The sequence below is a fragment of the Methylobacterium sp. Leaf113 genome, assembly GCF_001423325.1.
Taxonomy (GTDB): Bacteria; Pseudomonadota; Alphaproteobacteria; order Rhizobiales; family Beijerinckiaceae; genus Methylobacterium.
Window position 1 is genome coordinate 1 of the sequence record NZ_LMNJ01000021.1, and the last position, 25,097, is coordinate 25,097.

26 protein-coding genes and 1 pseudogene are annotated in these 25,097 nt (G+C 68.7%); 7 read left to right on the forward strand and 20 right to left on the reverse strand.

The window, feature by feature from the left end; all coding sequences use genetic code 11:
• A pseudogene (locus tag ASF60_RS24495) lies at positions 1-1,345 on the reverse strand (IS701 family transposase); the annotation flags it as partial.
• A 498-nt stretch (positions 1,346-1,843) separates the two neighbouring features.
• On the opposite strand from ASF60_RS24495, the gene ASF60_RS13610 reads away from it, so the two are divergent.
• Entirely contained in the window at positions 1,844-2,092 is a 249-nt protein-coding gene (locus ASF60_RS13610; protein ID WP_056185637.1) for a hypothetical protein, read from the forward strand.
• A 184-nt stretch (positions 2,093-2,276) separates the two neighbouring features.
• Here ASF60_RS13610 and ASF60_RS13615 read toward each other — a convergent pair whose 3' ends face one another.
• From ASF60_RS13615 to ASF60_RS13680, 14 genes are all read right to left on the reverse strand, one after another.
• Positions 2,277-2,942, reverse strand: coding sequence for a response regulator transcription factor (locus ASF60_RS13615; RefSeq protein ID WP_244478426.1), 666 nt, complete (start codon positions 2,940-2,942; stop codon positions 2,277-2,279).
• Positions 2,932-3,447, reverse strand: coding sequence for a hypothetical protein (locus ASF60_RS13620; protein WP_056185640.1), 516 nt, complete (start codon positions 3,445-3,447; stop codon positions 2,932-2,934). Before ASF60_RS13620 ends, ASF60_RS13615 begins: the two co-directional genes overlap by 11 nt.
• Positions 3,444-4,385, reverse strand: a complete 942-nt coding sequence (locus tag ASF60_RS13625) for a YncE family protein (protein WP_056185644.1) — start codon at positions 4,383-4,385, stop codon at positions 3,444-3,446. Before ASF60_RS13625 ends, ASF60_RS13620 begins: the two co-directional genes overlap by 4 nt.
• Positions 4,382-4,915, reverse strand: a complete 534-nt coding sequence (locus tag ASF60_RS13630; RefSeq protein WP_056185647.1) for an SRPBCC family protein — start codon at positions 4,913-4,915, stop codon at positions 4,382-4,384. Before ASF60_RS13630 ends, ASF60_RS13625 begins: the two co-directional genes overlap by 4 nt.
• A gap of 3 nt (positions 4,916-4,918) precedes the next feature.
• A complete protein-coding gene (locus ASF60_RS13635) occupies positions 4,919-5,908 on the reverse strand; it encodes a VWA domain-containing protein (protein WP_056185651.1) in 990 nt (329 codons plus the stop codon).
• Complete coding sequence (locus ASF60_RS13640) at positions 5,905-6,558, reverse strand: MxaK protein (RefSeq protein WP_244478427.1); 654 nt, start codon at positions 6,556-6,558, stop codon at positions 5,905-5,907. The genes ASF60_RS13635 and ASF60_RS13640 overlap by 4 nt, the downstream gene beginning before the upstream one ends.
• A complete protein-coding gene (locus tag ASF60_RS13645; RefSeq protein ID WP_056185654.1) occupies positions 6,555-7,628 on the reverse strand; it encodes a vWA domain-containing protein in 1,074 nt (357 codons plus the stop codon). The genes ASF60_RS13640 and ASF60_RS13645 overlap by 4 nt, the downstream gene beginning before the upstream one ends.
• Positions 7,625-8,557, reverse strand: coding sequence for a hypothetical protein (locus ASF60_RS13650; protein WP_056185658.1), 933 nt, complete (start codon positions 8,555-8,557; stop codon positions 7,625-7,627). The genes ASF60_RS13645 and ASF60_RS13650 overlap by 4 nt, the downstream gene beginning before the upstream one ends.
• Before the next feature lie 7 nt (positions 8,558-8,564).
• Positions 8,565-9,419 carry a DUF58 domain-containing protein gene (locus ASF60_RS13655; protein ID WP_056185662.1) on the reverse strand — a complete coding sequence of 285 codons (855 nt, stop codon included), beginning with the start codon at positions 9,417-9,419 and terminating at the stop codon, positions 8,565-8,567.
• Positions 9,416-10,447 carry an AAA family ATPase gene (locus tag ASF60_RS13660; protein ID WP_056185665.1) on the reverse strand — a complete coding sequence of 344 codons (1,032 nt, stop codon included), beginning with the start codon at positions 10,445-10,447 and terminating at the stop codon, positions 9,416-9,418. The genes ASF60_RS13655 and ASF60_RS13660 overlap by 4 nt, the downstream gene beginning before the upstream one ends.
• 179 nt (positions 10,448-10,626) lie before the next feature.
• Positions 10,627-10,917: a methanol dehydrogenase [cytochrome c] subunit gene (locus ASF60_RS13665; RefSeq protein WP_056185667.1), complete on the reverse strand. Its 291-nt coding sequence runs from the start codon at positions 10,915-10,917 to the stop codon at positions 10,627-10,629.
• A 92-nt stretch (positions 10,918-11,009) separates the two neighbouring features.
• Positions 11,010-11,603 (reverse strand): cytochrome c(L), periplasmic, encoded by a 594-nt coding sequence (moxG, locus tag ASF60_RS13670; RefSeq protein WP_056185670.1) that lies wholly within the window; start codon positions 11,601-11,603, stop codon positions 11,010-11,012.
• Between the two features lie 132 nt (positions 11,604-11,735).
• Positions 11,736-12,602, reverse strand: a complete 867-nt coding sequence (gene moxJ / locus ASF60_RS13675; RefSeq protein ID WP_056185674.1) for a methanol oxidation system protein MoxJ — start codon at positions 12,600-12,602, stop codon at positions 11,736-11,738.
• Positions 12,603-13,066: 464 nt separating this feature from the next.
• On the reverse strand, positions 13,067-14,950 hold the full coding sequence (locus ASF60_RS13680) for a methanol/ethanol family PQQ-dependent dehydrogenase (RefSeq protein WP_056185676.1): 1,884 nt from the start codon (positions 14,948-14,950) through the stop codon (positions 13,067-13,069).
• Positions 14,951-15,406: 456 nt separating this feature from the next.
• Here ASF60_RS13680 and ASF60_RS13685 point away from each other — a divergent pair, with 456 nt between their 5' ends.
• Both ASF60_RS13685 and ASF60_RS13690 read left to right on the forward strand, forming a co-directional pair.
• A complete protein-coding gene (locus ASF60_RS13685) occupies positions 15,407-15,634 on the forward strand; it encodes a hypothetical protein (RefSeq protein ID WP_156634097.1) in 228 nt (75 codons plus the stop codon).
• A 110-nt stretch (positions 15,635-15,744) separates the two neighbouring features.
• On the forward strand, positions 15,745-16,587 hold the full coding sequence (locus ASF60_RS13690; protein ID WP_443136762.1) for a trypsin-like peptidase domain-containing protein: 843 nt from the start codon (positions 15,745-15,747) through the stop codon (positions 16,585-16,587).
• A 51-nt stretch (positions 16,588-16,638) separates the two neighbouring features.
• Here ASF60_RS13690 and ASF60_RS13695 read toward each other — a convergent pair whose 3' ends face one another.
• From ASF60_RS13695 to ASF60_RS13705, 3 genes are all read right to left on the reverse strand, one after another.
• Positions 16,639-17,196 (reverse strand): metallophosphoesterase, encoded by a 558-nt coding sequence (locus tag ASF60_RS13695; protein WP_056185750.1) that lies wholly within the window; start codon positions 17,194-17,196, stop codon positions 16,639-16,641.
• A 96-nt stretch (positions 17,197-17,292) separates the two neighbouring features.
• A complete protein-coding gene (locus ASF60_RS13700; protein WP_056185684.1) occupies positions 17,293-17,661 on the reverse strand; it encodes a DUF4440 domain-containing protein in 369 nt (122 codons plus the stop codon).
• A gap of 90 nt (positions 17,662-17,751) precedes the next feature.
• Complete coding sequence (locus tag ASF60_RS13705) at positions 17,752-18,030, reverse strand: hypothetical protein (protein WP_056185686.1); 279 nt, start codon at positions 18,028-18,030, stop codon at positions 17,752-17,754.
• Between the two features lie 254 nt (positions 18,031-18,284).
• On the opposite strand from ASF60_RS13705, the gene ASF60_RS13710 reads away from it, so the two are divergent.
• On the forward strand, positions 18,285-20,978 hold the full coding sequence (locus ASF60_RS13710; protein WP_056185690.1) for an EAL domain-containing protein: 2,694 nt from the start codon (positions 18,285-18,287) through the stop codon (positions 20,976-20,978).
• Positions 20,979-21,168: 190 nt separating this feature from the next.
• Here the strand turns inward: ASF60_RS13710 and ASF60_RS13715 are convergent, their stop codons facing one another.
• Positions 21,169-21,696 carry a hypothetical protein gene (locus ASF60_RS13715; RefSeq protein ID WP_244478429.1) on the reverse strand — a complete coding sequence of 176 codons (528 nt, stop codon included), beginning with the start codon at positions 21,694-21,696 and terminating at the stop codon, positions 21,169-21,171.
• Between the two features lie 223 nt (positions 21,697-21,919).
• Entirely contained in the window at positions 21,920-22,216 is a 297-nt protein-coding gene (locus tag ASF60_RS13720) for a hypothetical protein (RefSeq protein ID WP_056185693.1), read from the reverse strand.
• 411 nt (positions 22,217-22,627) lie between these two features.
• On the opposite strand from ASF60_RS13720, the gene ASF60_RS13725 reads away from it, so the two are divergent.
• From ASF60_RS13725 to ASF60_RS13735, 3 genes are all read left to right on the forward strand, one after another.
• Entirely contained in the window at positions 22,628-24,097 is a 1,470-nt protein-coding gene (locus tag ASF60_RS13725; RefSeq protein ID WP_056185697.1) for a PAS domain S-box protein, read from the forward strand.
• A gap of 170 nt (positions 24,098-24,267) precedes the next feature.
• Positions 24,268-24,699: a response regulator gene (locus ASF60_RS13730; protein ID WP_056185700.1), complete on the forward strand. Its 432-nt coding sequence runs from the start codon at positions 24,268-24,270 to the stop codon at positions 24,697-24,699.
• 110 nt (positions 24,700-24,809) lie between these two features.
• A complete protein-coding gene (locus tag ASF60_RS13735) occupies positions 24,810-25,058 on the forward strand; it encodes a DUF6894 family protein (protein WP_056185704.1) in 249 nt (82 codons plus the stop codon).
• Positions 25,059-25,097 lie beyond the last annotated feature (39 nt).

Genomic DNA, 25,097 nt, shown 5'->3' on the forward strand with positions numbered 1-25,097 from the left:
TTGGCAGAGGGCGTAGGCCCAGGGTGGCGGCAGACGGAACCGAGTTTTCCTGCGGTCGCGTTTGCGACGTGACGTCGATAAACCCTCTTCTCGCCAGATCGCATAGCGGACGACGGCGAGGGCGTCCGAGAATGTAGGCTGCGGTTTGGGGTACCACGCTGTCGTCGCGATCTGCCGCCGCTGACGGGCTGGGAGCAGCTGGGCCAGTAGGGTGACGATTGAGAACAGGGCGAGCAGGCAGGGCGTTGTGCGGGCAATGGCCTTGTCGGACCACTGGCGCTGGGTCTCGACGCCGAGATGGGCCCGTGCCTCTTGGAAGGTTAACCTCGACCTGCCAGCGGCGCACGAACCACGTCACGATCTGTGTCGGATCTCGTGTGGGGTCGGTGCAGAGTAGCGCTTGCGGCTCGAAGTGGTTCTCGGGATCGCGGATCAGAACCCAGCGGACTGGCACCACCGGCAGACCGGAATGATGCCAGACGGCGGAAGCCGAGGTGATCTCGATCCTGCGTTCACCTGTGCCGTACCAGCCCGGCACGCTCACCTGCTGCCAGACGGTACCCGGGTCGGTCAGGATCTTGGACAAGGTTGGCCGCCGTGCACCCTTCTTGCGCGGGCGCCCGATCGTGCCCGGAAGCCTTGGGGGCGCAGGACCGTAGAGCGCTGCATCGAGGCGCAGGCGCGTGATGGTGGTGACGCCGCTGCCGCGTAGAGCATCGAGAAACAGCAAGGCCGAGAAGGCGCTGTCGCCGACCAGCACGAGGTCGCGCCCTGGCAGCCAGCGCCGCGCCTGTAGAGCCATCTGCCGTCCGACATCGAGCAGGGTCTTGTGCCGACGGCCTCGTTCCCGGCAGGCGCGCTCGGACGGAACGAGGGCAGTCAGGAACGGCAACGCCCAGACCCGACCCGCCCAGGGGATGGGTGTGAGCAGCATCAGGCTCATTCAGCGCAGGCCGCTGGTCTTGACGAAGTGGGCGCCGGACGAACGCACCGGATCACGGTAGATCCCGCGGGCCCGGATGCGCCGCCCCCAGCGCCGCTCGATCGTGTCGTCAAGCGCCAGGACGATAGGACCGCGCGGCGCGAAGGCTTCGACGAGCAGCCGGAGCAGGAGGCGGGCTCCGGTACGGGGCGACCATGCGGCGCGGCTGAGCACCCGATGCGTGTTCACGAAATGGCGGTCCCGCGCCCGGCCCGTGATCCGCAGCACGCTCGCTCCTGTGCGCCGACCCGGACACAGGATGGCGCCGATCAGCAGGGCCTGAGCGTGCCGCCAGGAGCGGTGGACGAACAGCGGCGCAAACGACAGGATGATCCCGGTGAAATGGGCGGGCAGGTGCAGCATGAGGCGTCTCTGGCGAGGGACACCATCAGCCTATCCATTACGCCCGCTTCGTCACCCGGCACGTTCAAGGGCCGGCCCAAATGGCCAAAGTCGAGCTNATGAGGCGTCTCTGGCGAGGGACACCATCAGCCTATCCATTACGCCCGCTTCGTCACCCGGCACGTTCAAGGGCCGGCCCAAATGGCCAAAGTCGAGCTTATGGCCGCCTGAGAGGTGCGCGCATCGAGCACCGGAGCGGGGCAGGCCTCAAAAATACTTTGACTGACGTGAAATTGTATTTTGACTTGAGAAACTGCAGATTTCAGCTCCCTGCATTTGAAGCATGCCCTCGATCTTCAGACTGGCGGGGCGTACGCTCGCGCGAATGTCTTATAAATCCCCCGAGACCCGCCGCACGCATTATGTTGCGTTGCAAAATGAGCAGACCGCACCGCACAAATCTATGGTTCAATCACTCCATCGGCCACGCCATCGCGTCGGTCGTTTCGGAGATCTGTCATGCGTGTCGTTTACGCCCTCACCGTCGCGGTTCTCGCCGCCGTTCCCTTTGCCGGCACTGTCGCGCTAGCCGATGAGGCACTGTACTTGACGCCGCCTCTGTATCGGGATCAGGCCCGCGCGCTGCAGCAGACCCGGAACCTCAGCGACCTCACCACCACCCCGCAGCCGGTCGCCGCTTCAAAGCCGATGATCGCGTCGCGCACCGTCCGGATCGTGGCCGACGCCGCAGCCAACCGTGCGGATTGACGGGATCGCCGCTGTCCGGAAGGCATTGAGATCGCCCCAGTGCGGCGCGTATCCGTCGTCCGCTCTCAGCCAAACCCCAGCGGCATCTCCTCTGCGGGATGCCGCGGTGGCAGCATCCAGGCATTTCGGGCTCTGACCAGACACGTCGTGCTGCGGCAAAGAGGAGCGACTCGCTCTTCTGCCGTCAAGTACCCAGCGCGGCCCTGACCAGATCGGCGAAGTTCTTTGCACCCAGCTTCTGCCGGATCGATGAGCAGACGTTGACGACGGTCTTGTACTTCATCGACAATTCGGTTGCGATGTCCTGGTAGGAGCGCCGCTCTTTGATCAGAGCGAGCACCTGAAACTCGCGCTCGGTCAGGTTCGACATTCTCGGCTGCTGCGTGTCCGCATTCAGCATGGCGATCCGCAAGGCAAGCTCATGTTCGAGGTAGTGCCGGCCGGTCCGAACGCACGCGAAAGCCTCGAGAAATTCCTTTGCCGGCGCGTCCTTGAGAACATACCCGGTCGCTCCGCTTTCCAACGCGCGCGCAACGATCATCGGATCGTCATGCATGCTGAAGGCAAGGATTCCAGTTCTGCGTTCCAATTTTCTGATGCGTCGGATCAACGTGAGACCCGAAACCCCTTGATCGCCGAAGGTCAGATCGCAGACGACAATTGTGGGATGTTGGCGGCAGAAGGCCCGGTAAGCGTCCACAACCGTGCTCGCCTCAAGAATGGTCTCGACGCCAACATCTTCCATGAGGGTGCGAAATCCCCGAAGGATCACCGGATGATCATCGGCGATGAGGACACTGGTCATCGCCTGATGGACGCCCCGTTGCACGGCCAGGTCCTCATTGTGCATCGCCCTGTGTGATCGCCTGGGCGGCGTAGCGGTCGGTCAGACGTACGAGAGCCTTGGTTCGGTCCAGGCCCTGCTGGCGAGAGTTGTAGTAATGTTGGCACAGCTCGCCGAAGAGCTGTTTGCGGTGGCTCGTGGCTGCGGCCGCCTCCAGACCATCGAGAAGGGCGCTGTAATCTTCGCCCTGTCCGGCTTCCGCAAGCATCTGCCCGAGCTGCACCGTGCGATTGGCGATCATGCGAGGGTCTTCGATGAAGGTCCGCTTGGCACGCGCGAGGCTGTGCCTCAGGTGGTCTGTTCGCACCGTGATGGTCTCGGCCGATTGTCGAGGTTCTTGGCTGGCGAGCCACAGCGCCGGTTCGGTCGCATCCGTGGGCGAAAGCCATTTGGGTCCCTCGGGACCGGATTTCGTCGCAACGACCGCCGGCTCCGCGGGCTGCTCGCCGCCATCGCAACCGGCCAGGAGGAGAGAGAGCAGGAGGAGCGCCTGCGCCGCGGCGGACCTCACCGGTCCCCTCCGCGCGCCACAGCGAGGCTACGCGGACCGTCCGGCACGGCGATCCGTGCCGTCTCCCGCAACGTCGCCATGTCGATCACCGACACGGAATCCGAGAACCAGTTGGCGACGTAGGCGGACGCCTCGGCGATGACGACGCCTTCGGGATAGCGCCCGACCGGTACCGTCGCCCGCCACATACCATCGGTCGCATCGACGACAACGAGGGTTCCAGCCTGCTGGTTGGTGACGAGGATCAGGCCGCCATCCGGGCTTACGGCGACACCGTAGGGCATGCCGCCGATGGCAAAGGTCGCAATGGTCCGCGAAGCGACCGTGTCGATGACGCTGACGGTACCACTGCGCACATTCGCGACGTAGAGGCGATCCTCGGTGGGATCGAGCGCCAGGGCGAACGGGGCCTCGCCCACGGGTATCGTCGCGATGCGCTCCAGGCGCAGGGAGTCGACCACGCTGACCTGCCGGCTCTCGCGATCCGCCACGTAGAGCCTGCCGCGCCGATCGAGGACGAGGGCCGCGGGTTCCTTTCCGACCGAGACGGTTCCCTCCAGCGCGCCCGTCTCGGCCGAGAGGCGCATCACCCGGTCGCCGGCCCAATCGCCGACGAAGAGCCGTGCGCCATCGGCCGAGACCGCGATGCCGAAGGGCTGCCCGTCCACCGGGAAGGTCCGGACGAGCGATCCGCGCCGGGCGTCGAAGACCGAGATCTGTCGCGCGTCGGGATGGGTCAGGTACAACAGCCCGTTCGGGCCTGGGGCGACCTGTGCGGGCGAGCGGCCCACGACGACGGGGCTTGCGCTCACCGATGGCCCCGGTGCCAGAGCGACCAGGGTGCCGGCGCCCTGGCTCGCCACGTAGACGGGCGAGGCCTGCACCCCGCCGGCGCCGAGGACGACGAGCAGGCCCACCAGAGCACAGCGCCAGGTCATGGCGCCGGCTTTCCTTCCACGCGGGCCTTCAGACCCTTGAGGCCGTCGGCGAAGTAGCGGTTCATGGCGGCCTTGCCGGCCTCGTCGCTCAGGTTCTCCGGCGGCTCGTTGCCGGTATCGCCCCGGTAGAAGCGTCCGAGCCATTCGACCTTCGAGCCGTCACCCTCCGGCGAGACCGTGAGGGTCGCCGTGTAGGACGAGACCGGCAGCCCTTTCAGGTCGGGTTCGGACAGGCGGTAGGAGTAGCTGCGGGCAGCGGCGTCCATTTCGTCGAGACCCTCGTCGAGGGTGCCGCCGGACTTGAGGGTGACCTTGCGACTGCCGCCGGATTTGTTTCCGCCGCTGCCCTCGCTCCTGGCCACGTCCGGGTGCCAGCGATCGATGCCGGCGAACTCGCCCACGACCTTCCAGACGGCGTCGGGTTTGACCGCGATGACGATTGTCTGATCCACCTTCTGCGGAGTCGGGCCATGCGCCAGGGCTGCCCCGGACAGGAGGGAGAGGGAAATCGTGAGGACACCGAGACGCATCGATCAGGCCTTTTTCCAGGTCGGGAATCCGCGCGCGCGCAAAAGGGCGGAAAGGAAGGTTGCGAGGAGGAGCAGCAGTGCCATCGCGCCCAGCACCGGGCGCGGATCGAAGCGCCCCGGGACGGGACGCGGCGTGGCTTCGGCGGCGAGAGCGGAGGCGAGACCGGCCGGTCCGGCGAGAGGCGCGTAGGCGAGACCCGTCTCGCGGCCGAGCGCGCGCAGGTAGGGCTCGCGCACCGAGGACAGGTGCTCGGTGCCGGTCGCGGCCGCGGCGCCGAAGGGGGCGTTGCGCGGGTTGTAGCCGTCGCGGCTCTCCGCGTCGGCGGGTGGCGGCCCGAAGCGGTTCTCCTGCTGCACGTCGCCGGGGCCGTAGAATCCGGTCTCCCGGCCCCGGTCGTTGTAGCGCGGGATTGGCGACAGGCCGGAAGCCCCCGCTCCGACGATCAGGCCCCGAACGGCGCCGGGCCTGCCGTCGAAGCGAGGACCGCCGCTGCTGGGCAGGGGAGGCGCCTCCTGGCCGTCGGTGATGAAGACGAGGTCGGTGCCGAGTTCGGCCGCCAGGTCGATGCTGCGGAACAGGCCGGCGGAGATACGACTGTCGCCCTCCCAGGCCATGCGCCAATCGAGAGCCGCCAGCGCTCCGTCGATCGGCGCGAATCCGCTGCAGGTCTCGATCGGTGCGAACAGCAGGAAGGGGCGCCGCTCGGTGAAGAGGCCGAGCGCCAGTCGCGACCCGCACGGCAAGCGCGCCAGGAGGTCGCGCAGGACCGTTTTCGCGGTCTCGATGCGGCTCGCCGGCTGTCCATCGGGACCGACGTAGTCGCGGACGTTCATGCTGCCGGTGATGTCGACGACCGCCAGGATGGATACGCCGTCGCGGGTCAGGTTCAGGGGCGGGACCACGAAGGTCAGCGCCACCAGGCCGAGGGCTCCAGCAAGGCCGCGTAGACGCCAGTCCCGCAAGTTGCGGGCGATCGGGCTGCTGGCCGTCACGGCTCGCCCCTGGGCTGGCCCGGGATGTCGGTCCAGATCTTCTTCGGCTCGGCCGCCAGGGCATCGCCGGACTTCCGATCGAATTCGGGAAAGTCACGGAGCAGGCGCGAGGCCACGTCGAGGTTGAACTTGGCGTCCCAGAACGTTGGCCGGCCCTGGAGCGCCCGCCGGTACGCCTGACGCGCCAGGGTGATGCGGGGGCCGGCCGGATCAAGATCGCCGCGCTCGAGATGATCGAAGGCTTGGCGCAGATGGGCGTTGGCCAGGGCGTAGCGGGCACGCGAGGCTGCATCCACCGCGCCGCGCGTGTCGAGGGCCTCGACCAGCGGCTCGATCGCCTCGGTGGCGCCACGCCGGGCGAGGTGTAGGACGCGCGCGAGCACGAGCGAGGGCGCCGCCTCCGCCGAAACCGCGATGTCCCGCCCCTCGGACAGGGCGTGGATGGTTGCGGTATCCCGACTGATCCGCCAAGCGCCGGCTGCAAGGCCCAGGGCGCAGGCGAGCAGCAGCACCGGCAGCAGGGCGAGGAGGATCGGACGGGCACGCGCCCACCCGGTCCGAAGCGGCACCCGAACGAGCCGGGCGAATCCCAAGGCAGGGCGTGCAGGGATCGCGGGCGGTCGCGCCGGCAGGGTGACGCGCGTCGTCATGCGGCCAGTCTCACGGGGAGGCTCCGGTTCGGCGCGGCATCGGATGAGCCGGTCCGGCGTGCGGGCGACGGCTGGTTCCGGCGCAGGTCGGCCTCACCGAGCTTGGCCAGGACGAGGATCAGCAATCCGATCAGGGCCATGCCGTAGGCAAAGCCCGCCAGGTCCCGACGCGGGCGCTGCTCGGTGTAGGGGATCGGGTCGCGCTCGAGCCGCTCGATCTGCGTGATCGCATCGGCGACCGCCTCGGCGCCCTCGGCCTCGAAGGCGCGGTAGGGGGTGCGCAGGCTCTTGAAGAACAGGTCGAGGTGGCGCTCGGGCGCCGCCTGCGGGGTATCCTCGCCCTGCGGTCTGTCCGAGATCGAGGGGGAGCCCTTGGTGCGCAGGAAGAGCCAGTAGAGGTTCGGCCGGAGGCGGGTGAAGGCGGCCCGCAGCGTCTCCTGCACCCGCGGGTCGATCACGGCCGCACCGTCCGAGACCAGCAGCAGGGCGCGCGAGGTCGAGGGGCTGGCCGCACCGAACTGCGACAGCCCCATGGCGAGCCCGCGCGCGATGTTGGTGTAGTCGAGCCCCGGGCGGTCGATGGCCGCGATGGCGGCGCGGACCGCGTCGTGCCGGTCGGTCATCGGCACCACCAGCATGGGCGCCGTCGAGAAGGCCGTGACGGCGAACTGGTCGTGCGTGCGGCTGCCCACGAAGGCGGCGAGGAGGCGCCGGGAGGCGGCGGCCTTCGATTCCTCGGCGCCCGAGGGCTGCCGGCCCGCGAAGGTCTCGTTCATGCTGCCCGAGCGGTCGATCAGGATCGAGACCTGGGCGCCGATCCCGGTCCGGGTCAGGGTCTCGCCCTGCCGATAGGGGCCGGACAGGGCGAGGATCAGGCCCGCGAGGGCGAGGATGCCGCCGAGCCGCACGATCACGCCGACCGCCCGCGACAGGCCGTCCGGCGGGCCGGCCGCGATGGAGGCCACCGGCGTCGCGCGCTGGGCCGAGGCCAGCAGCGGCAGCAGGGCGAGCGGCAGCAGCCAGAGCAGGAGCGGGTGATCGGCGGAAAGGCGGGCCAGGGCGTCGGTCATGCGGATCGCTCGACGCGGGCGAGGCGGCGCGCGAGGCTCGCCAGATCGGCGCCCGAGAGGACACCGGACTTCGCCTCCGCCTCCGGCCCGAAGAAGGCCCGGCGGGAGGCCTCGAAGAAGCGGGCGAGATCGGGACCCGAGGGCTTAAAGGCTTGGTGGCCTTCGAGAAACGGCCCGAGGTCGTCGGCCAGGAGCCGGCGCCCGGCGCTTGTGTCGAGGGCTTGATGCAGGGCCAGCAGCGCCTCCCGCGGCGCCGCATCGCCCTCGGTCCGGCGGGTGAGAGCGCGGATGCGGCGGGCCGCGACGGCGAAGGGGCGGCTGCGCCGGGCCTGGAACGGCCACCAGGTCCGGTCGTGGGCGAGGCCCGCGAAGGCCAGCAGCGCGAGGGCGGTGGAGGCGGCTGCGCCCAGCAGCAGGGGGCGCGGATCGCCGGGGCCGACCTGGCCGTCGGGACGCAGGTAATCGCGCGGGTCGCTCCGGGCGGGGGGCTGGACTTCCCGCAAGGGGGAGACGTTGAAGGACCAGGCCGGCACCTCGGCCTTGACGGTGGTGGCGCCGTGGTCGCTCTCGCTGACGAAGGTCACGGTGAAGCCCGGGATCTCCAGGGCGCGGGCGTCGAGGGCGGCGTAGAAGGTCTGGTAGGTCAGCGCGATTCGGACGCGCTGGGCGTCGCCGTATACCGACGCGGTCGCGTCGAGGTCACGCAGGTCGAGCCAGTAGGTGAGCGCGCCGGGCTGCGGCAGCGACGCGGCCTGGAGTCGGAAGCCCGGTTCGACCACGAGGTCGACCTGGGCCTGGACGAGATCGCCGAGGAAGTAGCCGAAGGGACGCGGTGTGCGGACCTCCACCGACCGGACCTGCGCCTCGGCGGCGGACAGGGTCAGGGCCGAGAGAATCAGCGCGAGGCGGATCGCGGGGGGGATGGGCATGGCCGCCTCAGGTGCCGAGGAGGTGGCGGCTGACCGCGTCGGGGTCGAAGCGGCCGGCGAGGCGGAAGGGCGGACGACCATGGGCGGTCGCGATGCGTCGCAGGGACTCGGCGCGCGCCGCCTCCCGGGCGATCCAGCGCCGGCGCAGCGCGGGGCGCATGAACACCACCCGGCGCCCGGCGCCCTCGAGATCGTCGAGTTCGAGCAGGCCCCACTCCGGCAGGCCCTCGGCCTCGGCGGTATCGCCGAGCACCACCGGGACGAGGTCGTGCAGGCTGAGGGCGGCGAAGACCTCGGCGATCAGCGGCTCCGGCCAGCGGAAGTCGGAGATCAGGAACACCATCTTGGGGCGGCCGGTCAGGCGGCGGGCCGCGGCCAGGAAGCCGTCGGCGCGGTCGCCGGTGCAGGCGGCGTCCGCGAGGCGGCGGCTCACCGCCGCGACCTGGCTGCGGGCGCGGCTGGCGGGCAGGAACACGTCCTCCCGCACGCCGCCGTCGCAGCCGATCAGCCCGAAGGGATCGCCGATCCGGGTGGCCGAGGCCGCGAGGCCGCGGCAGAAATCGGAGGCCAGCACCCCACGGTCGGCCTCGCCGGAGAAGCGCATCGAGGCGGAGAGGTCGACGAGCGCCCAGACCTCGATGGGGGTGCGGGCCTCGAAGCGGCGCACCACCGTGCCCTCGAAGGGGTCGCGGAGGGTGGCCCGCACGTCGATGCGGCGGGCGTCGGGCAGGCGCAGGAACGGCACCTGATCGCGGAAGGTGCCGAGGCCGCCGGATTCGCGGCCGCGATGGGCGCCGGAGCGGGTGCCGGGCGGGCGCCCGCGCGGGCGGTAGACGATGTCGGGCTGGCGCGATTCCCTCATGGCGCCGGCACGGTCTCGAACACGGCCCGGCACAGCTCGGGCACGATCGCGGCGCGGCGCATCTCGTAGATCGGTTCCAGGAAGACCCGGTGGGCCATGACCTCCGGGAAGATCGCCCGGATGTCCTCCGGCACCATCCAGTCGCGCCCCTCCAGCCAGGCGCGGACGCGGGCGGCGCGGACCAGGAAGGCGACGCCGCGCGGCGAGGCCCCGCCCTGGACCAGGGCCTCCATGTCGAGGCCGGGCAGGCGGATGCCGGCCTGCGCCGGCCGCACCAGCGCGTCCCAGAGCCCGATCACGTAGGCCTCGATCGCCGGGCTCGCCTGGACCCCGTGCTGGATCGCGGCGGCGATGCCCGGCAGGGCGGCGTGATCGAGGACGCCGGCGTCGAGGCCGGCGATGAGGGCGTCGGTGTCGTGGAAGCGGGGATCGAAGACCAGGGCGCGCCGGCTCTCGGCGTCCTGCGGCGCCTCCAGGCCGATCTCCATCAGGAAGCGGTCGCGGGCGGCCGCCGGCAGCTCGAAGGTCTCCTCGCGCTCGACGCGGTTGCGGTCGGCGAAGATCTGCAGGTTGGGGAACCGGTACTCGCGGTTGAAGGCGGTCAGCGTGCGCTCGGCCATCAGGCGCAGGAGCAGGGCATGGACCTGCGGCCGGGCCCGGTTGATCTCGTTGAAGAAGAAGATCGACAGGTCCTCGGATTGCCGCAGCACCGGGCCGGGTTCGACGCGGGGGCGCCCGTCCTCGGCGAGGTAGGTATGGTAGACGAGGTCGGTGGGCATCATGTCGACGGTGCCCTCGACGCGCTCGTAGGCACCGCCCAGCGCCCGCGCCACGGCCCGCAGCAGGGTCGTCTTGCCGACGCCGACATCGCCCTCCAGCAGGACGTGGCCGCGGGCGAACAGCGCGATGGTGAGGAGCCGGATCGCCCGCGTCTGCCCGAGCACGGCGCCGCCCAATGCGGCCTCGAAGCGGCCGGCCGCCCCGCGCCAGTCGGTGAGCATCGCATCGCCGGAGCGGACCTGATTCATCATGCTCAGCCTTGGGGGAAACGAAGACCCCGGGGGGAAACGAAGACCCGGGGGGAAACGAAGACCCGGGGCAACAGCGTCCCGGGGGAACGACGACCCGGCGACGGCAACCGGTGCGACCCGGGACGGGGCGTCCGGACGGCCGCCCCGCCGGGTCGCAAAGGATCAGGACGGCATGGTCAGTTCGACGACAGCTTGGTGACGTCGTACTCGAACTTGCCGGTCTTCTTGGCGGCCTCGATGCGCTTCTTGTTGCGCTCTTCCATCGCCTTGATCGACTCGGACTGCTTGTTGAGTTCCTTCGGGTCGTGCTTCGGGTCGTACTTGGTGCCGGCGATCTTCTCGGGGAATCCGGGCTTCGGCTCCCAGCAATTGCCGGCCGCCTTGCACTTGGTGCCGTCATAGGCCATCGCCGGAACCGCGAGCAGCGCGCCCGCGCCGATCGCCAGGGCTGTGATGAAAGTCCGCATGGTCGTCTCCTCTGTTGATCGGTGTTGTTTCGATCAGTGTTGCGGCTGTGCGCGGTGGTGCCTCACGGATGGCGCCGTGACTTCCTCGGACGTTACTCTTCCAGCGGCGGGCACTGGCCCTTCACGTCCTTGGGGAAGGTCTCGCCCTGCTTGTAGGGCGTGTAGTTCTTCTTCTGCGCGTCGTTGAGCCAGACGGCATCCTGGACCGGGCCGGTATAGAGATGCCGGATCCAGGCGATGACCTGGAGCATCTCGTCGGGGGTCAGGTTCTCGTTGTGCGGCCCCATCATGCCGTTGGCGCCTCCGAAGATCGTGGCGAACAGGCCGGTATCCTCGGTGTTCGACGGATAGGTCCAGTAATTGTCGTTGAGGCCGGGTCCGAGCTTGCCCTCGGCCAGATGGCCGTGACAGCCGGAGCACGAGGTCGCGAACAGGGACTCGCCGTTGCGCAGGCAGGACTTGTCGTCGATGTAGGCGTTCTTGCCGGACTGGAAGAACTGCTTCACCGCCGGGGTGTCGCGGCCGCCCTCCTTGCCTTCGGCGACGTTGAGCTGCTCGCCCGTGACGGTGTTGCGGAAGACGAAGCCGGTCTGGGGACCGGCGGCCGGCTGGGCCAGGGCCGCGACGCCGCCCAGGACGGCGGCGACGCTGAGGCAGATGGCCAGGAAGCCTTTGGAATCACGCATGACGATGACCTGATGACGCCGAGGGGCGAAACGGCCGGGCTCGGAGGCGAGCGCCGGACAAGGGAGTGGCGAAGGAAAGGGCGAAGGCGAGAGGAGGGTGAAGGGGGGCCGGCGGTCCGCGCCGGGCCGGCCTCAGTTGGTGGCGGGCACGAGGGGCACGCCGTCCTGCTTCAGGATCGCCTCGATCTGCGGCTTGGCCTTGACGATCGCCGCATCGAGGGCCGCCTTCAGGGCGGTGTCGTCCCGGCGCACGCCCATGGACTGATCGAAGCTTTGCGGCATCTTGCGGCCGTCGCTGCGGGTGGTGTCGTCGGGCACCAGGCTCATGCGCAGGGGCTGGGGGGAGTCCTTCACGTAGCGGGCGACGTCCGGGCCGAAGGCGACCGCCACGTCGGCCTTGCCGGTGGCGACCTCGCTGATCATCCGGGCCGGATCGATCTGCGTGTAGGTGTTGCGGGCGGCGCGGAAGTTCACCAGCGAGTAGAGGTACGCCATGTCCTCCTCGTAGCGGCCGATATCCTTCAGCATGACCTCGCCGGGCGTGCCGAAGCCGACCACCATGTGGTCGACGGTCTTGAGCCGCGGGTCGGCCCAGGACTTCACGTCGAGGTCGCGGTCGGCGCGGGTCACGAAGACGTAGCCGCTGCGGTAATAGGGCTTCGTCGTCAGCACGCGCTGGTCGTCGCTGTCGAGGCCCACGACCACGTCGCAGAGCTTCTTGTCGAGGCTGTCGCGCACCAGATAGATCGCGGCCTTGTCCGACCAGACGAACTCCGCCTTCCGGCCCATGGCCTCGGCGACGGCGGAGGCGATGCGGTTCTCCAGCCCGCTGCCGTCCTTCAGCGAGAGCGGCGGCTGGTTCGCGGCGCAGACCCGCAGGATCCTGTCGTCCGGCCCGGCTTTGGTGTCGCCTTGCGCGACCGCGGCCCCGCCGAGGGCGAGAAGAACCGCAGCGGACAGGCATCCTGTGGCGAAGGAGCATCCTGTGGCGAAGGACATGGGAGCGTTTCCGTTGTTCTTGTTGGTCGGAGTCTTCTGGGACCGGGGCGCGGCTCCGCGGCCCGTTGCGGCAGAGCAATCACAGATGAGGCACACCGTCATTCCGGGTTGCCGTCGGCGAGCCCGGAATCCAGAGCCGCCGACAGCGTAAGAAATGGCACCCCCTGCGTTTCTGGATCCCGGGCTCCGCTGCGCGGCCCCGGGATGACGGGGTGCTGAAATCAGTCGTTCGGCAAGCAGATCGCAGGCAAGCAGATCGCAGGCAAGCAGATCACAGACAAGCAGATCACAGACAAGCAGATCGCAGATGCGGTCACCCGACCCTCGCGGGGAGGCGTGAGTGGTGGGGGTGGTCGGGTGATCCTCGACGGACGAAGGCCAGCGGAGCCACCCCCACCCCTGACCCCTCCCCACAAGGGGGAGGGGGACACGCTCACGATGCGGGCGCTGCCGTGTCGTGCTGCCTACTTGGCAGCCGCCGTCTGGTACTCGCCGACGTTCGGATCGTCGTAGGGGCCCTTGCCGTTGAGCGAGAACACCATCACGCCGCCGCCCATCTGGGTGTAGTTGGCGAGCTTCTTGAACGCGCCCACCGCGCCGAGGCCGGCGGTCGGGTCCTGAAGGTCGAACACGAGGCCGACACCCGGCCAGCCGCCGACGCCGTAGTAGATGGCGACGTACTGGTCACCCTTGTGGGTGTAGGTGATCGGGTAGCCGATGGCGCCGGACGGCATCTTGAACTTCCAGAGAAGGTCTCCGTTGTCCGAGTTGCGCGCCTTGATGTAGCCGTCGAGGGTTCCGTAGAACACCAGCCCGCCGGCGGTCGCCGTCGTGCCGCCCCAGACCGCGAAGCGCTCCATCTTCTCCCATTTGAACTCGCCCGTGATGGCGTTGTAGCCCTTGATCTGGCCCAGACCTTCGTAGTTCTGGCGATCGCCCTTCGGGCCGGGATACATGTTCAGGGTCGCGCCGACGAAGAACTGACCGGCACGATAGGGCAGCATGAAGGGCTCCCAATCCATGCAGATGTGGTTGATGCCCATGAAGAAGAGCTTCCGCTCGGGATCATAGGAATCGTGGCCCTGGTTGTGGTAGCCCATCGCCGAAGGACAGATATCCTTGCCGAGATGGTCCATCCGGGTGCCGTATTCGGGATCGCGCACCGGCTGGCCGGTCTTCAGATCGACCGACTTGAACACGTTGACGGTGTCGTCGATCTTGTTGGCCGAGACCAGCGAGCCGTCCGTCCGGTCGAGGGTGTAGACGATGCCGTTGCGGTCCGGATGGGTCAGGAGCTTGCGATCCTTGCCGTCCTTGTCCTTCTGGTTCGACAGCATCATCACGTTGACGCCGGCATAGTCCCACTCGTCGTGCGGGGTCTTCTGGTAGCCGAACTTGGCTTCGCCGGTATCGGCGTCGCGACCGAAGATCGTCATGGTCCACTTGTTGTCGCCGGGACGCATGGTCTCGTTCCACGGCGCCGGGTTGCCGGTGCCGAAGTAGATCAGGTTGGTGCCCGGGTCATAGGCGTACCAGCCCCAGTTGGTGCCGCCGCCGATCTTCCAGGCATCGCCCTCCCAGGTCGCGGTGCCGAGGCCCTTCTGACCGTAATGGGCGTTCTTGATGTTGAAGTCGTCGGCCAGCAGCAGGTCCTTGTCCGGGCCGGTGGCGTAGGCGCGCCAGACCTGGGCACCGGTCTTCACGTCGTAGGCGGTGAGATAGCCGCGCACGCCGAGCTCGGCGCCGGACGAGCCGATGATGACCTTGTCCTTGACCACGTAGGGCGCGATCGTCAGCGTCGAGCCGACCTTGATGTCGGAGTTCTCGACCTTCCACACCGTCTCGCCGGTCTCGGCGTTGAGCGCCATGACGTTGCCGTCGAGCAGTGTCTTGAGGATCAGGGCCGGGGTCTTGCCGTCGCCGGGCCAGTAGGCGAGGCCGCGATTCACCAGATCGCAGCAGGCGACCGCGCGGGCGGCCGGGTTCTGCTTGGGCTTGTCCTGCCACAGGATCTTGCCCGGATCGTCGAGGCCGAGCGCGAAGGTGTTGTTGGGGAAGGAGGTGTGGACGTACATCTTGCCGCCCACGACCACCGGGGCGCCCTCGTGCCCGTTGAGCAGGCCGGTCGAGAAGCTCCAGGAGACCTTCAGATCCTTCACGTTGCTGGTGTTGATCTGCTTGAGCGGGCTGTAATTGTCCGAATCGTAGTTCTTGCCGGGCATCACCCAGTTGGCGTCGTCCTTCGCCATGTCGACGAGCTTGTCGTTCGCCGAGGCCATGCTCGGCAGGCCGATCGGCGCGAGGGCGCCGATCGCCAGCACCGAGACCGAAGCCAGAAACCTGTTCATTCGACCGTCTCCTACCCTGAATGCCGCTCCCGTTGACCGTTCGGTTCGGGGCAGCGTTTGATTTCGCCGGATCAGAGAAGGCCCCTGTATTGAATTCAGGGTGTCCTCATATTCATAAGACTATCCTGAGGCAGGATCGTTCTTATAAAGTTTTTATTACTGATCGGCTGGCTATTCATAAAAGCATTTGTCTTGGTCCCTGTCTGCGGGATGTCGGCACTTTTTTATCGGGATCAATCGGCAATCCCGGGGGCTTGGATTCGGAAGAGCGCAAGTGCAGATCCGCCCCTGTCGTTGAGCGGAAAAGTCTGAATTGACACGGCGACCTGAGACGACCGAAGGTGTACATCGCTCGACGACAGATCATTGCACGGTTCGGCATCCTCCATGGTTCGACATCTTAGATTTATCTTATTGCTGTCTTGCGGGTTGTGCGCGACGGCGGAGGCGGCGTCCTTGACCCTGGACGATCCGGTTGCCCGCTGGCCGCGCACGCCGACCCCGGACAAGATCGCCTTCGCCACCCGGATGGCGAAGGCGTTCGCGAGCGTCTCGCCCGAACTCGACCGGAACTACTTCGTCCGCTGCCTCGAGGAGACGGCCAACATCGGCAATCCCCGCGACATCAAGCTGGAGCAGGCGGTGAAGATCTGCGTCGCGGTGCACCAGAAGGCCACCGAATAGGCCGAGCCCCAGGCGGACAGGCGGACAGGCGGACAGGCGCGGCGCGGATGCGGGGCTCGCGGCACATGCACGACATCCGGCCCAGCCAGGGCTTGCGGCTCCGATGGATCATCGGGCGCGGCCTGCGGGCGTGCAGCCGGCTGGCGATCGGGTCAGGGCTGATCGCGTGGGGCGCTCCCGGCCTGCTCGCCGCCGCCGGGCCGGACCCGGCGGACCGGGTCGCGGCCCTCTATCCGGAGGACGGGCGGCGCGAACTGGCGGGCGCCGATTACGCGCGCTATCCCGGCGCCGGCGTGCTCTACTGCCGGGCCGAGGGCATTCCCCGCAAGGCTGCGGCGGCCTGGCTGATCGGGAGCCGGCGCCTGGTGGTGATGAACGCCCACAACTTCCGCAGCCGGCACCTGGAGCCGACGCGGGACATCGCCGACTGCTTCTTCCAGATCGGCGGACGCAACTACGCCTTCCGTCCCGCCACGCTGCATTTCGGCACGGTGCCGGGCGCCCTCTCGCTCCACATCACCGACGACTGGGCCCTGGTCGAGCTGGCGGAGGCGGCCGAGGGCGTCCGTCCGCAGCCGATCCCGGCCGCGCCCGACCTGCCGACCGGGACCGGGACGGTGCCGGTGGTGATGGTGTCGCCCGGGGGGCACGCCAATTATCCCGGCCAGACCAGCCTCGAACCCTGCGCCATCCGGCAGATCGATCCGCCGAGCGAGGACGCCATCCGCCGCGTCCGGCACGATTGCAACAACGGCTATGGCGGCTCGGGCTCGGGCCTGTTCGACACCCACGGCCGGCTGGTGGCGCTTCACAGCGCCTCGCTGTCGATGAACTCGCGCCGGGTCTTCGACATCGAGTACCATTACGGCTCCGCCCTGATGTTCGAGGGCGCCCTGCTCGATGCGATCCGCGCCCGGGTCGCGCCGGAGGACATCGGGCCGCCGGTGCCATGAAACCCGGCGGCCAGCGCCATGACATCGGGCCGCCGGCGCCGTGACGCCGGTTCAGCGCAGGCCGCGCGCCGCCATCTCCTCGGGGGCGAGCGGAGCGGCCTCCTGGCGCGCCAGCAGCGTCGCCAGGTCGAGCGGGCGGTAGTCGCAGGCATCGGCGCCGACATCGCAGGACCGGCTGGTATCCGGCAGGCAGGCATGGGTGTGGCCGTAGAGATGGCGGGTCTCGCGCCAGAATCCGGGCCAGGACCGGTGCGGATAATGCGACAGGAAGAGCCGCCAGGGCCGCCCGAGGGCGTCCGCGACGGTGAGGCGGGCGCTCTCCACCGGCGGCTCGGCCCAGGGCAGTTCGAGGACCCGGTTGGTGTCGTGGTTGCCCCGCACCAGGCGCTTGATGCCGTTGAGGCGGGCGAACACCGCGGCGCAATACGGGCGGCTGGCCCCGGCGGCGAAGTCGCCGAGGTGCCAGACCGTATCGCCGGGCGCCACCACCGCGTTCCAGCGGGCGATCAGGGCCTCGTCGTGGCCCTCGACCGAGCCGAAGGCGGAGCGGCGCCGCGCGACCAGGGGGGCATCGCCGAAATGGGTGTCGGCCGTGAAGAAGGTTGTCATCCTGCCGATCATCGCGTGTCCGGACGGGGCCAGATGGCGTTCCCCGGCCGGGCGGCAACCCGGTGCGCTGTCGCGCCCCGGATGAGGGGTGGCCGCTCAGGACTCCGCCGCCGGGGCGATCAGGGGCGGGGTCTGCTGATGCTGAACCACCCGCCACACCTCGGGCGAGAGCCGGCGATAGGTCGAGGTGCAGTTGGCCTCGTAGGTCTCGTCGTCGCGGGAGGCCTTGGCGTGGTAGGCGATGACGATGAGGCCCTCCTGGGGTCGGGAGATCCGCCCCTCGGACAGTTCGACGCGGGACCAGCGCGGGGTGTCGGCCACCGCCTCGATCGCCTGGGCGCCGCCGAGCACGAAGGGGGGCTGCGGCAGCACCATCAGGCATTCCTCGTCGACGAGTTCGCGGTAGTGGTCGGCGTCGCCGACCCACAGGCTCTCCTCGAACGACCAGACGCGGGCATCATCCATCGGTGTCTCCTCGATCTGTCACGAATCGACAGGATGACGCCGCCTGGGAGCGGTTCGTTCCGTGGCGGTCCGCAGGTCGCGGTGCCCGCCCTACGCGTCGGCCGCGATGGTGAAGGCCATGCCGCGTCCGGGTCCGAGATCGGCATAGTCGACGAGGACGTAGCCGCGCTCGGCCAGGGCCGCGTCGAGGCTGTCGCGGTGCTTGCGGAAGGTCTGGCCGATTGCGAGTGGCGTCAGGCGCGGATTGGCCTGACGCAGGGGGTCGACCCCGATGGTGAGGGGCGCGCCCTCCCGGTCCGCGATCCGGATCAGCGCGGAGGCCAGGTCCGCCGCCTTCGTCTCCGCCGCCGATTTCGCCTTGAAGGCCATCCCGTCATCCTCGTCCCGCCCGCACCCACCCTAGACGTTTTTCGCCGACGGATCGCCACGCGGCCGGGGGTGCGGCGAACCGGCGCCGGCCGGCGCTTCGATCGGACGTGAATCACAAAATAGTGAGCGACAGCCGCGCCGCAACAAAGGATATTGATCTGTGTTGCGGAAGTATTCCGATCTAAAAAATCGTAAGTCCTCGTTTACGTAAGCGCTTGAGAAAGAAAAAAGATCTGGCCCGCTAAGAGGGGCGCATGATGCTTACCTTCGTCACGCTGATCGAGGCCCAGGCGTTCAGCTTCGTCCTGGCTGCCGCGACCATCTGTGCCCTCAGCGCCTGGCTGATGGTCCACCTGCTGCGCAGGGTCGAGGCGGCTCCGGCGGGACGCCCCGTCTGGCTCGCCGGCACGGCCGTGGCGGCCGGCCTCGGCGTCTGGACCACGCATTTCATGGCGATGCTCGGATACCGGACCGACATCATCCTCGGCTACGATCCGGCCACCACGCTGGTCTCCGTCCTGATCGCCGTGCTGGCGGTCGGGCTGCCCTTCGGGCTCTCCGCCCTGCCGGCGGGCCGGGTCGGCCGGGGCGTCCTCGGCGCCGCTTCGGGTCTGGGCATCGGTGCGATGCACGTCACCGGCATGGCGGCCCTGGAGGGCTGCACCCAGAGCCAGTCGGTCTGGGCCAACGCCCTGGCCGGCCTCGTGGGGGCGACGCTGATGGCGGTCGCGCGCCTTCTGCCGGACCGGCGTTCGCCGGACGCGCCAGTGCCTGCTTCGCCAGTGCCTGCCTCGCGGGTGCCCGCCTCGCAGGTGCCTGCTTCGCAAGTGCCTGCTTCGCAAGTGCCGGCCTCGGATGGGTCCGGCTGGCGCAATTCCGGCCTTCTGGCCTGCGGCCTGATCGTGCTGGCGGTGTGCGGCACGCATTTCATCTCGCTGGCCGGCACCGTCGTGACCGGGCAGCGCCCCGACGGACATCTCTCGGACATCCAGGTCGCCCTCAGCCTGCTGACCGCGGCGGGTGCGGCGATCCTCATCCTGGGCGCCGTCGTGGTGCTGGCCGCGACCCGGCGATTCGAGGCCCAGGAGACGGCCCACCTGACCGTGCTGGCGACCGCGCTCCAGAACATGTCGAACGGCATCCTCAAGATCTCGTCCGGCGGCATCGTCGAGCTCTACAACCAGCGCCTCTGCACCATGCTCAACCTCGCACCGGACACCATGCGGGTGGGCATGCGGGTCGATGACTTTCTGGCCGCCACCGGCCGGGCCAACGGCTGGGATGCCGCGCGCGTCGCCCGGGTTCTGGAGAACCACCGGCTCTGGATGGAGCGGGCGGAGGAGACCCTGATCGAGCATCGCTTCGACGACGGCCGCATCCTGTCGATCGCCTGCCAGCCCGTCGCCGGCGGCGCCGTCCTGACCTACGACGACGTGACCCGGGACCGGCGCGCCCAGGAGGAGATCTCGCATCTGGCCTACCGCGATCCCCTGACCGGGCTGGGCAACCGGCGGGCGCTGAACGAGCGGATGCGCGCCGCCCATCGCGACGGCGAACGCGTCGCCCTGCTGCTGATCGACCTCGATCGCTTCAAGGCGGTCAACGACACCTTCGGCCATACGGTCGGCGACCAACTCCTGGTGGCGGTCGCGGCCCGGCTGCGCGACTGCGCCGGCGACGGTTTCATCGCCCGCCATGGCGGCGACGAACTCGCGATCCTGATTCCGGGCCGGGATGCGGATGCGAGCCAGGACCTGACAACGATCAAGGACCAGACAACGAGCCGGGACCTGACAACGAGCCGGGACCTGACAACGAGCAAGGACCTGACAACGAGCAAGGACCTGACGACCACCCAGGACGCGACGACCGCCAACACTTTGGCAACGGCCAACACCCTGGCAACGGCCAAGACCTTGGCGGACCGGATCGTGCGGGCGATCGAACGGCCCTACAGCCTCGACGGAGCCACGGTCGTGATCGGGTGCAGCATCGGGCTGTGCGTGCGGGCGGGCGACCCGAAAGGCCTCGCCGGCCCGGACGCCCCGGCCGGCCCGGACGACCTCCTGCAGCGGGCCGATATCGCCCTCTACGAAGCCAAGCGCCGCGGCCGTGGCCAGGCGGTCTGCTACGCACCCGGCATGATCGAGGCCCTGGCCGAGCGCGGACGCCTCGAGGCCGACTTGCGCGGCGCCCTCGTCCGCCAGCAGTTCCATCTGGTCTACCAACCGATCCTGTCCCTCGCGAGCGACCGGATCGTCGCGTTCGAGGCGCTGATCCGCTGGAACCATCCCCATCGCGGGTTGGTCTCGCCGGCCGATTTCATCCCGCTCACGGAGGAGAACGGCCTGATCGTGCCGATCGGCCGGTGGGTGCTGGAGCAGGCCTGCCGCGACGCCGTCGGCTGGCCCCCGGAGCAGCACCTCGCCGTCAACGTCTCGGCGGTCCAGCTGCGCTCGCCCCAGTTGCTGTCGCACGTCACCGAGGCCCTGGCCCGGAGCGGCCTGCCGGCGGACCGCCTGGAGCTGGAGCTGACGGAAACCGCCCTCGTGGAGGATGGACCGCAGATCGCCCACACCCTGGCGGCCCTGCGCCGCCTCGGCATCAAGATCGCGATGGACGATTTCGGAACCGGCTACTCGTCCCTCGTCCATCTGCGGGACCTGCCCCTCGACCGGATCAAGATCGACCGGAGCTTCGTCGCCGCGGCCCTGACCGACCGGCAATCCCTGGCGGTCATCCGGGCGGTGACCCAGATGGGCCGGGACATGGGCATCCCGACCCTGGCGGAGGGCGTCGAGACCGCCGAGCAGCTCGCGCTGCTGCGGACGCTCGGCTGCGACGCGGTCCAGGGCTACCTGATCGGCCGCCCGGCCCGCACGTCATCGAATTCTGCGTCGAACACTTCGTCGAACCCCGCGCCGGACCCGCTCGGCCGCGCGGCGTAGCGCCGGGTCCAGGCCGCCGTCATTCGGTCGCCGTGACCCCTTGCGCGAGCAGAAGGGCGGCCCGGGCCAGGACGGTCTCGCGGAAGCGCCATGCGCTGGCACGCGCGCGCTGGGAACGCCCCGGGCGAGGCGGGTCCGTCTGTGTGACGGACCGGCCCCGGACGGTGGAATCCCGGCGGGGTGCCGCGGCTTACGGCAGGTCGGCCAGGGAGGCCGGCCCGTTGCCCGGGGTGATCAGGGTCGGCCATTGGTGTGAGCCGAAGGGGACGCGCGGCGGCAGGTTCGTCGGCAGGCCGCGCGCCTTGGTCTCGGCCACGATGGTGTCGCGGGCGTCGCCTCCCATCAGCTCGTAATCCATCAGGAAGGCGTTGCCGAAGAAGGTCTCGCCGACGGTCCGGTCGGAGATGATCCGCGTCAGGGATTCCAGCATCTCGCCCGGCGTCGTGGTGAAGCCCATCGTCTCGATCAGCATCAGCCGCGCATTGATGTCCTCGGGCTTGAAGAACTGCGCCAGGGTGCTGAAGAGCACGTTGTTCTGGCGCGCGACGTAGATGGTGTTGCTGGCCGCATAGACCTTGCCCCAGTCGGGGCCGAGCTGCTGCTTCCAGTCGGAGAGCACGCCCATCCAGTGCTTGACCTGCATGTCGGCGGCCCATTGGATGGTACCCGGTCGAGCGTGAGCAGACATCGCTTCGCCCGTGGTTGAGCGTTCGGTCATCGGCATCCGGCGACGGTCGCAGGAGGGGTTGAATGCCTCGGCGTCCGAGCGCCGCGGCGGGTGATCCTTGGTTCTTCCTGGGTCGTCGTCTCGGCGCGTCCTCCGGGACTGGAACCTCGACGGGATCCCGGGCGTCCCGATCCCGGAGACGCGCCAAGGGCCCGCTGGGCCGGCGCCCGGAGCGGAGCGAGCCCAGGACACGAATCGGTGGCAGGCCCGCCCTTCAGAAGCGCGGTCCCTGGCTGTTGCCGTGCGCCCCGAGGCCGATCCCCGTATTGGCGCTACGCCCCGAGCCGCCGCCCATGTTGCCCATGCCGCCATACAGGCTGCTGACGCCCTGCCGCTGAATGATGCCCAGGGGGTCGCGCCGGCGGTCGGCCTCGCTGCGGACGGCGTGTGGCGGCTCCGTGATGGGGGGCCGGAACGGGCGGCTCTTGCGCCGTGCGGGCTCTCCCGCAAAGGCGGGCAGGGCCATGAGGATTGAGAAGGCGACGGAGATCGATGCGGCTTTGTTGATCACTATGATGAACCTCGATGCAGTTTGGCGTCACATCAAGGGAGACGGGCGGCCGATATTGCCTATTCCAAAGGCTTGATGCATTCATAATAGGCAGGTGCCTGAAGGCACGGATCGAAGCCGCCATCGGTCGAAAGGGTGTCGACCAGGGGATGAAGGCCGTGCGACGGCTCAGGAAGAGCCCGTTCGTCCCGATCCGGACGGCACCGGAGGCGCGCACGTCATCGAGGGCCGGCCGCAATGCCGGGACAGCAACGCAGGCCTCACAGGTTCATCGCTTCGAGGACGCATGCCCGGACCGATGTCGTGATGGTCGGAATGGAGACACGCGACCCCCGGCAATGTGACAACTGTACCCCTTTCCTGATCAGAAACAGTCCTTAGAACCGGTCTCATCAGGAGACCGATCGGCGCATGAGCGATCACGACGACGGCGCGCGCATCGACGCCGAAATGACCAGCACGGTGCCGGGCTCCGATCCGTTCGCGGCCGCCGTCCGGGCCACCCGGATGCCGATGGTGATCACCGATCCGCAGCAGGCGGACAATCCGATCGTCTACGTGAACGACGCCTTCGTGACGCTGACCGGCTACGCCCGCGACGAGATCGTCGGCCGCAACTGCCGCTTCCTGCAGGGGCCGGAGACGAACCTCGCCGACGTGGCCCGGGTGCGGGAGGCGATCGAGCGGCGCGTGACCATCGAGATCGACCTCAAGAACCACCGCAAGGACGGCACCGCGTTCTGGAACCGCCTCCTGGTCTCGCCGGTGTTCGACCCGGACGGCACGCTGACCTACTTCTTCGCCTCGCAATACGACGTGACCCTGGAGAAGGAGCGCCTCGTCCTGCTCCAGAAGGATCGCGATGCCCTGGAGGCGGAATCCGAGCGCCGCTCCCTCGAACTGATCCACAGCGAGGAGCGCCTGCGCTTCACCCTCAAGGCCGGGCGCCTCGGCGCGTGGTCGCTCGATCTCGGCGTCATGCGGCTGCTGGCCTCCGACGGCTTCAAGGAGAATTTCGGCCGTCGGCCGGACGAATCCCTGACCTACGACGAGATGCTGGCCACGATCCATGCGGATGACCGGGACCGGAAGCTGGCCGCCACCGCCGCCGCCATCGACGGGCATTCCGACTACGACATCGAGCTTCGGGTGGTGACGCCCCGGGGCGAGATCCGCTGGCTCCAGATCCGCGGCCAGGCCTCCTACCGGGCCGACAACACGCCCCTGAGCATCGCCGGGATCAGCCTCGACATCACCGACCGCAAGCGCGCGGAGGAGCATCGCGACCTCCTGGCCAAGGAGCTGAATCACCGCATCCAGAACACCCTGGCGACGGTGCAGTCCATCGCGCGCCAGACCCTCCGGGGCGCCGCCTCCCTGGAGGAGGCCCAGGTCGCCATGGAATCCCGGCTCCGGTCCCTGTCGGCGGCGACCGAGATGCTGACCCGGGGCAGCGGCGACTGGGCGACGCTGACCGAGGTGGTGATCGCGGCGCTGCATCCCTTCGGGGTCGAGCAGGACCACCGCTTCAAGGTCGGCGGGCCGATCCTGCGCCTGGCGCCGCGGGTCGGCCTCGCCTTCGCGCTGGCGATCCACGAACTCGCGACGAATTCGGTGAAGTACGGCTCGCTCTCGCGGAATGCGGGTCGGGTCATCGTGAGTTGGGACGTGGTGGACGGATCGAGCCCGGCGCGGCTCTGGTTCCAGTGGCAGGAGGTGGGCGGCCCGCGGGTGTCGCGGCCGACCCGGACGGGCTTCGGCTCGCGCATGATCGAGCGGGCTCTGGCCCAGGAGATCGGCGGCACCGCCGAGATCGACTACCGGCCGCGCGGCGTCGTCTTCACGGCCGAAGCCCCCTTGCCCGAAATCACGCGCGATTGAGACCTTGAGCGATCAGCGTCGCGGACGATCGCGTTTCAGAGCAGTCAAGATTTCAGGCGAATGAAATCTTAAGCGATCAAGATTTCGTGCAGTCAAGATTTTTGGGGCCGAAATCACGCGCGATCGAGCGGCCGCGCGGAGCTTTTCGCGACCTCGGGCGTATCGCCCAGATGGCAAGCACCCGATCCTCGTCCCCTCCGTCGTTCGCCCTGGTGGTCGAGAGCAACGCCCTCGTGCGGATGGACGCCGTGGACATCCTGGAGGATGCGGGCTTCCGGGTGCTGGACATGGCCACCGGCGACGCGGCCGTGGTGATCCTGCGCCAGCACGGCGCCGCCGTGACCCTGCTGTTCACCGCCGTCGGCCTTCAGGGCGCGCATGACGGCTTCGCCCTGGCCCGCGTCACCGCTGCGGACTACCCGCATATCAGCATCGTGGTCGCCTCCGGCCACGAGACACCCGGCCCGGGCGACCTGCCGGAGACCGCCTGCTTCATCGAGAAGCCCTTCAGCGCCGGGATCGTCCACGCGCACCTGCAGCGCATTCTACCGGAGGACAGGAAGCCCGGGCCGCTGAAGGAGCAGGCGAAGCTCGACCGATAGTCCTATGTGTTGCAGCAGACATAATTCAAACGACCCGTAATATCCGCGACAGATGGTCGATCTTATCGTATGATTGTTGAAGTTTATCCCTATTCCAGAGCCGATGTTTGATGCCGCGATTCTATTTCGACTTTGATTGTAATCACTTGCGTGTGGTCGAAGGCGACGCCTTCGACCTTCGGGATGCGGCTGCGGGCCGCGACGAGATCCTGAAGGCTCTGGCGGAGATCGTGAAAGACGCCTTGCCGAAGAACGATCAGCAGACGTTCCAGGCCTCCGTACGCGATGAATCCGGCCATCTCGCCTACACCGCGACCGTGACGATGACGGGCCTCTGGCACGCGCCGTACACGACCTGAGCGCCTCTCCTCCGACGACGCGTTCCCGGCCACCTTGCC

Bases quoted from the DNA above. Each gene is read 5' to 3' on its own strand.
- ASF60_RS13610 (WP_056185637.1), top strand. From the start codon at position 1,844: ATGCGTGTCGTTTACGCCCTCACCGTCGCGGTTCTCGCCGCCGTTCCC.
- ASF60_RS13615 (WP_244478426.1), bottom strand. From the start codon at position 2,942: ATGCACAATGAGGACCTGGCCGTGCAACGGGGCGTCCATCAGGCGATG.
- ASF60_RS13625 (WP_056185644.1), bottom strand. From the start codon at position 4,385: ATGACCTGGCGCTGTGCTCTGGTGGGCCTGCTCGTCGTCCTCGGCGCC.
- ASF60_RS13630 (WP_056185647.1), bottom strand. From the start codon at position 4,915: ATGCGTCTCGGTGTCCTCACGATTTCCCTCTCCCTCCTGTCCGGGGCA.
- ASF60_RS13640 (WP_244478427.1), bottom strand. From the start codon at position 6,558: ATGACGACGCGCGTCACCCTGCCGGCGCGACCGCCCGCGATCCCTGCA.
- ASF60_RS13645 (WP_056185654.1), bottom strand. From the start codon at position 7,628: ATGACCGACGCCCTGGCCCGCCTTTCCGCCGATCACCCGCTCCTGCTC.
- ASF60_RS13650 (WP_056185658.1), bottom strand. From the start codon at position 8,557: ATGCCCATCCCCCCCGCGATCCGCCTCGCGCTGATTCTCTCGGCCCTG.
- ASF60_RS13655 (WP_056185662.1), bottom strand. From the start codon at position 9,419: ATGAGGGAATCGCGCCAGCCCGACATCGTCTACCGCCCGCGCGGGCGC.
- ASF60_RS13660 (WP_056185665.1), bottom strand. From the start codon at position 10,447: ATGAATCAGGTCCGCTCCGGCGATGCGATGCTCACCGACTGGCGCGGG.
- ASF60_RS13665 (WP_056185667.1), bottom strand. From the start codon at position 10,917: ATGCGGACTTTCATCACAGCCCTGGCGATCGGCGCGGGCGCGCTGCTC.
- moxG (WP_056185670.1), bottom strand. From the start codon at position 11,603: ATGCGTGATTCCAAAGGCTTCCTGGCCATCTGCCTCAGCGTCGCCGCC.
- moxJ (WP_056185674.1), bottom strand. From the start codon at position 12,602: ATGTCCTTCGCCACAGGATGCTCCTTCGCCACAGGATGCCTGTCCGCT.
- ASF60_RS13680 (WP_056185676.1), bottom strand. From the start codon at position 14,950: ATGAACAGGTTTCTGGCTTCGGTCTCGGTGCTGGCGATCGGCGCCCTC.
- ASF60_RS13695 (WP_056185750.1), bottom strand. From the start codon at position 17,196: ATGACAACCTTCTTCACGGCCGACACCCATTTCGGCGATGCCCCCCTG.
- ASF60_RS13700 (WP_056185684.1), bottom strand. From the start codon at position 17,661: ATGGATGATGCCCGCGTCTGGTCGTTCGAGGAGAGCCTGTGGGTCGGC.
- ASF60_RS13705 (WP_056185686.1), bottom strand. From the start codon at position 18,030: ATGGCCTTCAAGGCGAAATCGGCGGCGGAGACGAAGGCGGCGGACCTG.
- ASF60_RS13710 (WP_056185690.1), top strand. From the start codon at position 18,285: ATGATGCTTACCTTCGTCACGCTGATCGAGGCCCAGGCGTTCAGCTTC.
- ASF60_RS13715 (WP_244478429.1), bottom strand. From the start codon at position 21,696: ATGACCGAACGCTCAACCACGGGCGAAGCGATGTCTGCTCACGCTCGA.
- ASF60_RS13725 (WP_056185697.1), top strand. From the start codon at position 22,628: ATGAGCGATCACGACGACGGCGCGCGCATCGACGCCGAAATGACCAGC.
- ASF60_RS13730 (WP_056185700.1), top strand. From the start codon at position 24,268: ATGGCAAGCACCCGATCCTCGTCCCCTCCGTCGTTCGCCCTGGTGGTC.
- ASF60_RS13735 (WP_056185704.1), top strand. From the start codon at position 24,810: ATGCCGCGATTCTATTTCGACTTTGATTGTAATCACTTGCGTGTGGTC.